Source organism: Nonomuraea sp. NPDC050022, assembly GCF_044460705.1.
Lineage (GTDB): Bacteria > Actinomycetota > Actinomycetes > Streptosporangiales > Streptosporangiaceae > Nonomuraea.
Map to the genome: position 1 here is coordinate 146,663 of NZ_JBITKE010000005.1, position 12,940 is coordinate 159,602.

Annotated in this window: 9 protein-coding genes; 5 read left to right on the top strand and 4 right to left on the bottom strand. The window is 68.8% G+C overall.

Annotated elements, in window-relative coordinates; all coding sequences use genetic code 11:
- The first annotated feature begins 19 nt into the window (after window positions 1–19).
- From ACIBO2_RS22165 to ACIBO2_RS22180, 4 genes are all read left to right on the top strand, one after another.
- Window positions 20–1,867: a sigma factor-like helix-turn-helix DNA-binding protein gene (locus tag ACIBO2_RS22165; protein WP_358551715.1), complete on the top strand. Its 1,848-nt coding sequence runs from the start codon at window positions 20–22 to the stop codon at window positions 1,865–1,867.
- 33 nt (window positions 1,868–1,900) lie between these two features.
- Entirely contained in the window at window positions 1,901–3,259 is a 1,359-nt protein-coding gene (cysS, locus tag ACIBO2_RS22170) for a cysteine--tRNA ligase (RefSeq protein ID WP_358551717.1), read from the top strand.
- A gap of 340 nt (window positions 3,260–3,599) precedes the next feature.
- Window positions 3,600–6,260: a penicillin acylase family protein gene (locus tag ACIBO2_RS22175; protein ID WP_397299883.1), complete on the top strand. Its 2,661-nt coding sequence runs from the start codon at window positions 3,600–3,602 to the stop codon at window positions 6,258–6,260.
- A 242-nt stretch (window positions 6,261–6,502) separates the two neighbouring features.
- A complete protein-coding gene (locus ACIBO2_RS22180) occupies window positions 6,503–7,552 on the top strand; it encodes a hypothetical protein (RefSeq protein ID WP_397298764.1) in 1,050 nt (349 codons plus the stop codon).
- 144 nt (window positions 7,553–7,696) lie between these two features.
- Here ACIBO2_RS22180 and ACIBO2_RS22185 read toward each other — a convergent pair whose 3' ends face one another.
- The 4 genes from ACIBO2_RS22185 to ACIBO2_RS22200 form a co-directional block, all read right to left on the bottom strand.
- Entirely contained in the window at window positions 7,697–8,635 is a 939-nt protein-coding gene (locus tag ACIBO2_RS22185; protein ID WP_397298767.1) for an MBL fold metallo-hydrolase, read from the bottom strand.
- 231 nt (window positions 8,636–8,866) lie between these two features.
- Window positions 8,867–9,586 carry a zinc ribbon domain-containing protein gene (locus tag ACIBO2_RS22190; RefSeq protein WP_397298770.1) on the bottom strand — a complete coding sequence of 240 codons (720 nt, stop codon included), beginning with the start codon at window positions 9,584–9,586 and terminating at the stop codon, window positions 8,867–8,869.
- A 225-nt stretch (window positions 9,587–9,811) separates the two neighbouring features.
- Window positions 9,812–10,861 (bottom strand): hypothetical protein, encoded by a 1,050-nt coding sequence (locus tag ACIBO2_RS22195; RefSeq protein WP_397298772.1) that lies wholly within the window; start codon window positions 10,859–10,861, stop codon window positions 9,812–9,814.
- Window positions 10,862–11,158: 297 nt separating this feature from the next.
- Window positions 11,159–11,590 (bottom strand): hypothetical protein, encoded by a 432-nt coding sequence (locus tag ACIBO2_RS22200; RefSeq protein ID WP_357944194.1) that lies wholly within the window; start codon window positions 11,588–11,590, stop codon window positions 11,159–11,161.
- Between the two features lie 90 nt (window positions 11,591–11,680).
- Here ACIBO2_RS22200 and ACIBO2_RS22205 point away from each other — a divergent pair, with 90 nt between their 5' ends.
- Window positions 11,681–12,667: a hypothetical protein gene (locus tag ACIBO2_RS22205; RefSeq protein WP_397298775.1), complete on the top strand. Its 987-nt coding sequence runs from the start codon at window positions 11,681–11,683 to the stop codon at window positions 12,665–12,667.
- Window positions 12,668–12,940 lie beyond the last annotated feature (273 nt).

Sequence of the window (12,940 nt, forward strand, 5' to 3'; positions counted from 1 at the left end):
CATTGCCGGTTGGACCTCAATGAACCTCAGCCTGAGCGACCTCGCGCCACCGCTGCGCTGGACTTCTCCTGTGCAGATAGCGCCGATCGTGGAGGAGCCCCAGCTTCCCGAGGCGTGGTGGCAGACGATTCCCCTCGACCGCGCGTGCGCGGTCATCACAACGCAGACCGTGGCGGGCCATCTCGCCGATCTCGCCGTGGCCTGCTGGGGGCACCTGCTGATCGGCGACATCCTGCCGCTGCTGCGTTTCTCCGACCCCGCCGAAGCCGAGCGTACGCCCGAGATGCTGGGCAAGGACGTCGTGCAGAAGCTGTTCAGCGGGGTGTTCGAGCGCTTGCTCGAACCTCCGTCTGAACCGGTCGCCGCGACCGTGGCCCGGCCGGACAAGCCACTGCCCGAATTGATCGACGCCCTGTTCGCGGCGCTGGACGAGCGGCAGCGGGCGATCGCCCGCGACCGCCTGTACGCCTCGCAGCGGGCCACACTCGACGAGCTGGCGCAGCGCTTCTCGGTCACGCGGGAGCGGATCCGGCAGATCGAACGCGACCTGCGCGACCATGTCGAAGCCTGGCTGGGCGGCCCGGAGGCGGTCTCGCTCGTCGCGCACGTCACCTGGCTGCGCGGCCGGCTCGGCTCGGCCGTACCCGCCGACGACCTGGCCGCGGCCGTGCCGTGGCACCGCGGCGAGCTGCGCACGCTGGGCATCCCCGCCTGGCGGTTCGTCCGCACCCTGCTGACCGGGTACGAGCAGGCCGACGGCTGGCTCATCGCGGGCGGCGCGGACGAGCTGAGGGAGAAGACGCGCCAGCTGTTCACCGACGGGCCGCGGCCGATCGGCGAGGCCGTCACCATGGTCACGCAGCTCGGCATCCGCGAGGACGTGGCCGAGCGGTGGATCCTGGCCGTGCCACAGCTGCGCGTACTGGACCAGCACGTGGTGCCGTGGCCGCGCAGCATCAACGAGAAGGCGGAGGCGGTTCTGGCGGTGGCCGGGCAGCCGATGACGCCGGAGGAGATCCAGGAGCGCATCGGCGAGGACTACAGCCTGGTCGGCATCCGCAACCAGCTCACCGCCGACGAGCGCTTCCGCCGCGTGGACCGGAACAAGTACGGGCTGACCAGATGGGGCGGCGACGAATACCTGGGGATCCGGGAGATGATCGCCAGGGAGATCGAGCGCGCCGGCGGTGAGGCGTCGGTCAGCACGATCGTCTCGAACCTCACCTCCCGCTACGACGTCAGCGAGAGCTCGGTACGCGCCTACTCGGGCGGTCCCGGGTTCGAGCGGACGCAGCGGGGCTGGATCCGGGTGGCGGGCACCTCGCCGACCGGTGAGGCCGAGCCGTACCAGCCGCGCAGGGACGTGTCGGAGACCCGGCGCAGCTTCCGCAGCCGCGACGGCCGCTGGTGGCACCGCGTCGACGTCAACGCCGAGCACCTGCGCGGGTCGGGGTCGCCGCTGCCGACGGGGTTCGCGGCGTACCTGGGGATGGCTCCCGGCGGGCAGCTCACGGCCGCGACGCCGTCCGGCGACGTGGTGGTCAGCTGGCACAACCAGCCGACCATGGGGTCGATCAGGAACGTGCTGGCGGACTTCAAGGCCGGGGAGGGCGACCACGTCTTCCTGACCGTGTCCGACGGGGGCGAGCTGCTGACCCGCTACCTGCCCGCGGCGGCTCCGGGGATGCCGCCGTTGAACCGGGCGCTCTATCTGATCGGCTACACCGCTCCGGTCACCTCGGAGTTGGAGGGGCTGCGGCTGATCGGGGCGCGCATCGGGTTGCCGGACACGGCGACGCGTGACGAGGTGCTGGCACGGCTGCGGGAGCGGGGGGACCGGGACATCGTCGGCTTTTTGGGTGGCTGACGTTGCTTGGAGGCCGGGGGCTAGGCTCGGGGGATGTTGCGGATCTACGACACGCGCGCCAGGCAGGTCGAGGAGATCGCCCCCGCCCGCGCCATGCGCATGTACTCCTGCGGGCCGACGGTCTATCGCCACGCGCATGTCGGCAACCTGCGCTCCCAGCTGCTGTCCGACCTGATCCGGCGGGTCCTGGAACGGCAGCGGGTCCGCATGGTGGTCTGCCAGAACATCACCGACGTGGGCCATCTGGCCGACGACTCGGAGGCCGGCGAGGACAAGGTGCTCATGCGGGCGCGGGCCGAGGGCCGCTCGCCGCGTGACCTGGCCCGCTACTACGAGGACGCCTTCAAGCGGGACACCGCCGCCCTGAACATGCGGCCGCCTGAGCACATGCCCCGCGCGAGCGAGACGATCGACCTGATGATCGAGCTGATCGCCAAGCTGATCGAGCGGGGACACGCGTACGCGCTGCCGGACGGAGCGGTGTACTTCGACGCCACCTCCTTCCCCACTTACGGCGAAATTTCCGGCAACCGCCTCGACTCCCTCCGTCCCGACGGCACCGACCCCCGCAAGCGCTTCCACGCCGACTGGGCCCTCTGGAAGCCCTCCGACGGCGAACTGTCCTGGGAGGCCCCCTGGGGCCGCGGCTTCCCCGGCTGGCACATCGAGTGCTCGGCCATGTCGCTGCACTTCCTCGGCGAGCGCATCGACCTCCACACCGCCGGCATCGACCTGCGCTTCCCCCACCACGAGGATGAGCGGGCCCAGTCGAACGCGGCGGCCGGCCACGAGGTGGTGCGTCATTGGGTGCACGGGGAGCACCTGCTGTTCGACGGGCGGAAGATGGCCAAGTCCACCGGGAACGTGGTGCTCCTGTCCGACGTGACCGAGGCGGGCCTCGATCCGCTGGCCGTACGCCTGGCGTTCCTGGAACACCGCTACCGGCAGCAGCTCAACCTCACCTGGGACACCCTGCACGCGGCCGACAGGACCGTACGGCGGTGGCGGACACGGGTGGCCGAGTGGTCGGAGTCGCCCAGCGCGCCGATGGCGGCCGACTACGTACGGCGGGCGGAGTCCGCCTTCGACGACGACCTCGACACGCCGGCCGCGCTACGTGCGCTGCGGGAGCTGGAGCGGGACGAGTCGGTGGCGCCGGGGGCGAAGCTGGAGTCGTTCCTGCATCTGGACCAGGTGCTGGGGCTGGACCTGGCCGTCGAGATCGGGCGGTCTCGACGGCCGGCGTTGCCGCCGGGGGCGGCGGAGCTGCTGGCCGAACGGGCGCGGGCTCGGGAGGCGGGGGATTGGGCGGCTTCGGACCGGCTGCGGGAGTCCCTTGTGAGGATGGGTGTCCGGGTTTCCGATACGCCTTCCGGACAGGTGTGGGATTGACGTGCTCCTCGCCTGCTGCTTTCGCAGCGGCCAGGATGCTTGACGCTTCACCGACCCGCCTACCGGCAAGTCTCCACGTCCTGTCCCCGCCCGCGCCCACAACATCCCGCCTCAAGACGGGAGCATCGGCCGCATCTCGGTAGATTCCCCCGGCCGCAGTTCGATGTTGGAGCAGTCGGCCCTTCGTTACCCCTGGCCGGCCGTCCCCATGTGCTGGAACCCCGTAGGCGCCGGTGTTTCAGGAGGGGCTCGTGGGGCGGGAGTAGTGATCGTGGGCTGTCAGACTTGAGGGGCTGCGCGAGAGATGGAGGTCTTCGTGAGGTTGCGGCCCTACGCCTGGATGCCCTGGCCGTTCCGGTGGGTGGCGCGGGCATTGACCGTGGTCCTCGTCCTCGCGCTGGTGCTCGCCGGGGTGCTCGTGTACACGGTGCGACGGTCGTTCCCTCAGGTGGACGGAGCCGTGCGGCTACCCGGTTTAACCGGGAATGTGGAGATTTATCGCGATAAAGCGGGAATTCCACAGATCTACGCGGACACGGCCGAGGATCTGTTCATGGCGCAGGGGTTCGTCCACGCGCAGGACCGGTTCTGGGAGATGGACTTCCGGCGGCACGTGACCTCAGGGCGGCTGTCGGAGCTGTTCGGCAAGGCGACGCTCGACAACGACAAGGCCATCCGGACCATGGGCTGGCGCAAGGTGGCCGAGCAGGAGCTGCCCGAGCTGGGCGAAAGCACCGGCCGCTACCTCGACGCGTACGCCAAGGGCGTCAACGCCTGGCTCCAGGCCAACCCCAATGCCTCCGACCGGAGCCTCGAATACTCGGTGCTCAAGGTGCAGAACGGGTCCTACAAGCCCGAGCCGTGGACCGCGCTCGACTCCGTCGCCTGGCTCAAGGCCATGGCCTGGGACTTGCGTTCCAATATGGAAGACGAGATCGACCGCGCTCTGGCGCTTACCAAGCTGCCTCGGGCCCGGGTTGAGCAGCTTTACCCGGATTACCCGTACGACAGCCATATGCCGATCGTCACCCAGGGCACGATCGCCGACAACCGCTTCGACCAGCGCGACCGTCTGCCCGCACGCGACACCTCCATGCGCGGCACCACAACGGACGGCACCACTCCACGCGGCACCACTCCACGTGGCACCACTCCACGCGGCACCACTCCACGCGGCACCACTCCACGCGGCACCACTCCGCGTGGCACCACGACACGCAAGACCACGCCACAGGAGGCGACAACACAAGGCCAGGGCGCGGCCAGGGCGCTCGCCCAGGCCGCGAAGGCGCTCGACGCGGTGCCCGGCACGATGAGCGCCGCGGACCGCGAGGGCATCGGTTCGAACTCGTGGGTGGTCTCCGGCGAGCACACGGCCAGCGGCAAGCCCTTGCTGGCGAACGACCCGCACCTGTCGGCGCAGATGCCGTCCGTCTGGTACCAGGTCGGGCTGCACTGCCGGAAGATCACGGAATCCTGCGCGTACGACGTGACCGGGTTCAGCTTCTCCGGCGTTCCCGGTGTGATCATCGGCCACACCGACAAGATCGCCTGGGGCTTCACCAACCTGGGCCCCGACGTGGCCGACCTGTTCCTGGAGCGGGTGAAGGGCGACACGTACCTGTACAAGGACGAGTCGGTGAAGCTGGAGACCCGACAGGAAGAGATCAAGGTGGCCGGCGGCGCCACGGTCACACTGAACGTCAGGAGCACCCGGCACGGCCCACTGATCAACGAGGTGATGGGCGACGTCAAACCGAGCGACGGCGCGAACGCCGTGGCCCTCCGGTGGACCGCCCTGACGCCCGGCACCACGGTCGACGCGATCTTCGCGCTGAACTCGGCCACCGACTGGCAGGAGTTCCGCGCCGCGGCCGCGCTCTTCGACGTGCCGGCCCAGAACCTGGTGTACGCCGACACCGAGGGCCACATCGGCTACCAGGCGCCCGGCCGGATCCCCGTACGCCAGAAGGGCGACGGCACATGGCCGGTGCCCGGCTGGACCGGCGAGTACGACTGGCGCACCGCCCCCATCCCCTACGACCAGCTGCCCTCCATGGAGGACCCCTCCGACGGCTACATCGTGACGGCCAACAACGCCGTCATCGACCCCAGGCAGTACCGGCCGCTGCTGACCAAGGACTGGGCGTACGGCTATCGCTCCCAGCGCATCATCGACCGGCTCAACCAGGAGATCGCGAAGGGCAAGGTCGACGCCACGACCATGTCCAAGATCCAGCAGGACACCCAGAACGGCCTGGCCAAGACCCTGGTCCCCGCCCTGATGCGGGTGCCTCTGGCGGGTCCTGCCGTACAGGCCAGGCAGTCGCTGAAGGACTGGGACGGCTCACAGGGCGTCGACTCGGCGCCTGCGGCGTACTTCAACGCGGTCTGGCGGCAGTTGCTCAAGCTGACGTTCGACGACGACCTGCCCGCCGGCGCCAGGCCGAACGGCGGCGACCGCTGGTACGAGGTGATCAAGCGACTGCTCGACACCCCCGACGACCCGTACTGGGACGACACCACGACCAAGGGCCGTACCGAGACCCGCGACGACATCGTCCAGCAGGCGCTGGCCTCGGCCTACCAGGAGGTGTCCGACCGGCTCGGCACGGACGTCAAGGCCTGGCGCTGGGGCGACCTGCACCAGCTGACGCTCACCAACGGCTCACTCGGCACATCGGGCATAGCGCCCATCGAGGCACTCTTCAACCGCGGCCCGTTCGAGGTACCGGGCAGCAAGGACGCGCCGAACGCCACCGGCTGGAACGCGCAGCGCGACTACGCGGTGACTTCGGTGCCGTCGATGCGGATGATCGTCGATCTGGGCGATCTGGACAAGTCTGAATGGATCAACCTGACGGGGGCTTCGGGGCACGCGTTCCACGACAACTACTGGGACCAGGCACCGCTGTGGGCTAAGGGACAGTTACTCCCGATGTACTCAAAACCGGCAACCGTCAAGAAGACCGCCGTCCACACCTTGCGCCTCACTCCTTGACCAGGCACGGCGCTTGACCAGCGCCTCACTCTCTGACCCTTGCGGCCTACTCCTGGCCCGCCGGGCGCTCCCTAGTCTGGTGGGGCGCTCCCCTGACCCTTGCGACCCGCTCCTGGCCTGGCAGGGCGCTCGCTAACCTCTGCGCCTCATCCCCTGACCTGGCAGCTACGACCACAGCCGTATGTGGAATCAAGACCCTGGGCTGACGCCCACGCCCCCTCCTCCACGTCACCATGGCGAACATGACTCGCCTCTGGTACCTGATCGGACTGCTCCTGATCGTCTCCGGGCTCGTCCACCTGGGCGTGCTCGTGGTCGACGGTGGCCCGTGGGACGGCCCTGTGTCGTGGCGCAAACCGTTCACGTTCGGGGTCTCGTTCGGGTTGAGCGTGCTTTCGCTCACCTGGGTGTCACAGTTCATCCAGCTACGCAGGCGCAACGTCCTCCTGGGCCTCTTCGCCGTGGCCTCGGTCATGGAGGTCGCGCTCATCAGCGTGCAGGCGTGGCGCGGCGTGCCCTCGCACTTCAACATGTCCACCGACGTGGACTCGCTCATCGCCAGAACCTTGGCCGCCGGCGGCTTCACCCTGATCGCCGTTGCAATCTTCATGACCATCTCCGCCTTCCGCCCATCACACCCGGATACCGGCGAGCCGCCCAGCACAGGTCACGGCGGCTCCCCCACCACGGGTCTCACTGGACCCGCCGCGGGTCCCGGTGGGTCACCCAGCACAGGTCACACCGGACCCAGCACGGATCCCGGCGGGTCTCTCATCGTGCGGTTGGCCGGGTCGCCCAACACAGGTCTCGGTGGAGCGCCCAGCGTACGTCTGGCCGGATCGCCCAGCATGCGTCTGGCTGTCCAGGCCGGGTTCGGCACGTTCCTGGCGGCGATGGCCTTTGGGGGCATCATGATCGCCCGCGGAGTGGTCGAGGCCATGACCGGCTCCCAGCAGCTCGCCTACACGGTGGCCGGCTCGCTCAAGTCCGCCCACGCCATCCTCATGCACGGTGTGCTGCTCCTGCCCGCCCTGGCCTGGCTCCTCTCCCGCACCCACCCGTCCGAGCAGACCCGCCTGCGTGTCGTACGGCTGGCGATCGGGACGTACATCACCGTCTCCGCGATCGTCTCGGCCCTGGCCCTCTTCGGCATCACCATCGTCAGCCCGTCCACCGCCTCGGTGCTCTGCGCGGGCGCGATCTCAGGCTTGGCCATCGTCGCCCTGACTCTGGGCACGCTCCTCCACCCGCAGACGCACAGCCCAAACGCATCGGGAGACGAAGGAACATGACTCCCCCGCCCGCCAGCGCACAGCCCACAGATCAGGAGATGAAGAAGCGTCACCCCCCCCACAAGCCACAGACCCACATCCCACACACATCAGGAGACGAAGGAACGTGACCCCTGCCAGCCACCGACCCACAGCCCAAACCCATCAGGAGACGAAGGAGCGCGACTCCCCGATCGCCAGATCCCACAGACCCTCTCGTGGCAAGCTCTGGGCGCGCCAGGCGGACCGTGCGGCCTTGATCGGCGCCAGCAGCGGCTCCCCCGACAGCACGAACGTGCCCCAGTGCATGGTGGCCATCCGCCGCGCCCCGACGTCCAGACACCCCCGCACCGCCTCCTCGGGGTTGACGTGCGCGGCCTTCATGAACGAGTGCGGCTCATACGCCCCCACCGGCATGAGCGCCAGGTCCAGCCCGCCGAACCTGTCCCCGATCTGCGCCAGCCGGTCTCCATAGCCGGTGTCGCCCGCGAAGTAGACCGAGCCGTCGATCACCCACCCACCCCAAAGCGTCTTACATGTGTCCCAGACGGTCCGCCGGCTCCAGTGGTGTGCGGGTACGAAGTCGAATGTGACACCGCCGATCGACGTGGACTCCCACCAGTCCAGCTCCGTCACCTGGGTGAAGCCGCGCCGGTCGAACCAGGGCTTCAGCCGGGCCGGCACGAGGATCGGCGTGTCCCTCGGCAGCTTGCGCATGGTGGGCGCGTCCAGGTGGTCGTAGTGGTTGTGGCTGATCACCACGGCGTCGATCCTCGGCAGGTCGCTCCAGGCGACACCCGGAGGCGTCAGCCGCTGCCGTACACCGGGAATCCTGCGCGACCACACCGGATCGGTCAGGATCGTTAACCCTCTGATCTGCAGGACGAATGTGGAGTGACCCACCCAGGTGACCATGGTCTCGCCGGTTTTGGCCCGAGGAAGACCGCCGTTGCGCAGCACCGGAATCTGGTCGGCGTCACCGATGTCCGGACGGAACGCGCCATGCCAGGTGACGCTCAGCAACTCACGAAACTCGGGGAGCGGGGCGGTGAGGCGGTCCTTGAAGCTGTCCGGCCAGTGCGGGACCTCGATCGTCTGCGTCATACGCGTCGCTCTGCCCTACGTAGCGGATCAGTCACCCAGACCAATCGTGACCTGCGCCCCTTCCCCATCAGAGGGGTACACGCATCACCTCAACCGCCCCACCAGAGGCTGCGCGGGTCACCCTGACCAACCCCCGTCCCTCCCCACCCGAGGCGCATATAGATCACCCTGAGCAACCACGATCCCCGATCGGGTGAAGCGTCTTGAATTCTCTGTGGTTCCCTGAAGGAGTCAGGTAACTCGGACGGGCGTGGCCTGGCCTGGGCTGTTCCCGTGCTCGATGTGTATGAGCACGGGGGTGGCTTTGGCGTGGTGGAAGCCGGTCCGATGGTGAGAATTCCTGGCATGCCCTGTCCGGTGCGGCTGGTGCCGTCCCGGCTGGGGTGCATGGCCCGCCGGACGCTGTCCACCGCCGGTGGGCGGTGGGGCGGGCACCGTGCGCCGGTCGGGCACACGGCTGGACGTCATCGAGTTGTTTCGTGAGTTGGCCGGGGTACGGGTGGGCCGTTTCGGGGTGGGGCGCCTCTTGGCTCTGTCGCGTGCTGCCGGGCGGGGGTGCAGATCGGTTCGGGTACGGCGGGCGCGGCGGGCCGCCCGGGTGAGCCTGCGCGTTCGGCGGGCGCGGGCGACATTCCTCTCCACGACGGCGTGGATGGTGCGCACCCCGGTGGAACGGTGGGTGCGGGTAGCGTGCTGGCCGAGCAGGCCGCGGGAGACGATCCGCTCGGCCGCTGCCCAGTCCCGATCACAGGACAGGCCGCAGGCCGGGCAGTAAGCCCACCTCCAGCCCCGCTCGGCGAGCCGGTCCGGGGCCGGGCAATGCCGGAGCACCGACGTGCCGTCCCCGCATCGGGGGCAGTACCGGGAAGTGCCACGCGCCGCGACCGTGACCACCGCGATGGCGTACTTGGCCGCCAGATGCCGGATCGCCTCGACGATCCGGCCGCGCACCTGCCCCGACAGGCGCGCGTTCGCCCTGCCCGGCGTCCGCGCGCCTCCAGGGTGGCCAGGTCCTCCAGATAGATGACCGTCGCCCCCGCGGCGGCGGCCTGGTCGACCGCCCACCGCGCCGCCGACCAGGTCAATGCCTTGTTCAGATGCCGGATACGGGCGCACAGCCGCTCATGCTCGACACCGAGGGTCTGGCAGGCCGTACGCAACGCGAGGTAGCGGGGATCAGCAGGCGTGATCCCGGCCAGCAGCCTTTGACAGGTGCCAGTGCTTGGCGGCCAGGTGTTCACGCTCGCCGCGCAGCCGGTGCAGCTTGGCCGACACACCGCTCGCATCGTAGACCAGCGGCCGCCCATCACTGATCACCCGGCCATCGGTCAGCTTCCCTACCGCGCCGACCAGCAGCCCGTTGAGGCCCCAGTCGAACCCGCACCCGATGCGATGACCGGTAGCCGGCGCGAAACCGACCGCGATCTGGAACGGCAGATCGACCCGCACCCGCCCCTTGACCACCCGCACGGTAGGGGCGCACAACGCCGCCTCCGCCGGCACCGTCGGCGGCAACGCGACCGGCAGCACATGCCACGCCCAGTCCCTGGAAGAGGCGGGAAACTCCACCAGCGGAAGCCGCACCCGCAGCCGGGCGCTGCGGCCGTCGTCGCCGACGCGCTCCAGGGTGAGCAGTTGCCGGTCGGCCGCCGCCAGCACGACCTGCGCCGCAACGTTCGGCGGCTCCTCCAGTTCGGTCAGATCGGCCGGGAACACCTCATGCGCGTCGCGATACGCGCGAACCTGCCGGGTCCGGCTGCGGATGTCGGCCGCCGTCACCCCGTCCGGCAGCAGCGCACCCAACGCCTCCCACTCGGCGCCGGTGCGTGCACCCGTATCCTGCGGCCACGTCGCCACGATCGCCGCCACCAGACGGCGCCGGTGCAACGCCAGCCGCAACAAGCGGGCGGCCTGCTCCTGCGCGCACCGCAGCACCCGATCACAGACGTACACCCCCGAGGGCGGGCTCACACCCCAGCCGAGCCTGCGCAGCGCCATCCAGCCCTTCGACGGCAACACCCGCCCGTCCAGCCTCACCCCGGAGGCCAAAGCGTCCAGATCAGCCGCATTCCACCGGGCCACCACCAAACGGGCGGTCACATCGCGTGCCAGAGCGGTCAACCAGGTCACCCGCCGCACCAGCAGCGCCTGCCCGACGATCTCACCGCTCGCCTCCACCACGGCGGCATGGGCGGTGCAGGGAGCGGTCGCGGTGAGCCTACTCACCCACCGCCCCCATCAGGTGATGGGTGACCAGGCGGCATCGACACGTGTACCGCACGGGCTGGAGCCCAACCTGCACCCCGCCCACCCCCCGCCACCACGATATGTGACCGTAACGCTACCAAGAGTTTGCATCTTTGGGTAGAACACGTGAGCGATACCCGCCCGCCGGACACCGATCCATCCCGCGGATCACATTCACCGACACAGCACGGACCACGACCCCAGAGCAGAATCCCAGGTTCTCATAGCGAATATGAAGAACGGTTCATACCTCTGACCAGAGGAGTAGTACGTGGATCACCCCAACCGATCCCGGCCCCCGCCCCTTCTCCACCAGAGGGGTGCGCGTGGGTATCCGCCGTCGTCAAGTCCGGCCAGCCGTTCGAAGACGTTGTACGAGGCCTGGTGCCCGCAGACCACTACGGACACGAGCATGGCCACCAAGTAGAGCGGGAGCATCGGCAGGCCGACGCACCAGGCCCACTGGGTGGCGTGCCGGCCCTCGTGCCGGATGAGCTGGTCTTCCAGCGAGTCGCGCCTGGTCAGGACGACATTTCCGACGGTGAAGGCCCCGGCGATGGGGAAGCGGTAGCGGTAGCCGAACGCGAGGACGAGGCCGTTGGGCCCACTCTGCCTCGTGGCACCGCCTACGACGGAGATCAGCAGACCGAGCGGGGTGGAGAGGTTGACGTAGTTCACCGCCCGCCGGAACCGATAGCGCCTGTTCATGCGTTTCAGCCTTGACCAATCTTGACAAGACGGAATAATGATCCGCGTCCTGAAATCTCCCCCAAGAGCAGGATTATGAGATTCACCATCGTGGGCGCGCTGGTCGGCACCATGGCCTTGGCCGGAGTCGGCGGAGTCGCGATCACCCAGACGTCAGCGTCCGATCCCCTCAATGCCACTGGCCCTCCTCTCCGCGTAGAGGTGGCGTTACCCGCCGCCGCCCCGACGACGACCCCCACCCCTAAAGTCGGGAAGTACACCGCGAAGACGAAGGTCGTCAAGAAGAAGGGCGTCTCGTATCTGGATGTCTCCATCAAGTACGACGGAGCGGCCAGGTTCAGCGTGAAACAGAAGGTCTGCAAGGCCAAGTCGTGCAAGACGACGGCCACCGACCTCCCCGTGACCACCGGTGCCGGCCAGACGAGCAAGAAGATCGGCAAGGGTAGCTACAAGGTCAAGGGCAAACCCGGCATCAAGGTCAAGGTCCTGCCCTGGCCCACTCGCACCGTGACAGCCACACCAACGGCGGCGGCCACGGCGACGATCACCGGCACCCCTGGCACCAGCGATTCGGTGACCAATACGGCGACCGTGACAGTGACCGAAACTGCCACGGCGACCACCACGGTCACCCAGCAGGCCACGGCCACGGTAACTGAAGCCGCCCCAGCGGCCACCGTCACCGCCACGGTCACCTTCACGTGCCAACCCAACACCGCAGCGCCATTGGCCCCCACCGAAACCCCAACAAACCCAGAAACCCCAACAAACTCGACAATCCCGACAACCTCGGCGACTCCAGAACCCACCCCGACCCCGACCCCGTCGGTCACGGTGTCGAACACGGTTTCCGAGACAGTGCCCGAAACAGCGCCCGAGACGGCGTCGAACACAGCGTCCGTGACGGCCACCGAGACGGCGACATCGACCGAGTCCGCTGCAGGCCCGGTCCCCACGTGCCCGCCAGCGGCGGAAACGCCGTCGGCGACCCCCACGGCGGAAACACCGGTGCCCACGGACACGGCGGCCGAAGCACCGGCGCCAACGGACACAGCCCCAGCTCCCGAGGCCCAATAATCCCGACCCGCCGACCCGGCTCCCCCTCCAGCGCCGGGTCGGCGGTCACCGTGGCAAACAGGCACACAAGCACACGGCCACACGCGACCGGACACACGCGCACAGGGCTACAGGACCCATATTCCGCCCGTAGAGCCGACAGAGCCCATCACATAGGGGGCACCGGCCCACGAATGACCACGGCCGGAGTCAAGAATGCGCACGTCACGAAGCTCAGCCACCTCCACCGGAGGAGCGTGCCCCTGGACAGAGCCCAACCCCGTGCGGCGGGCG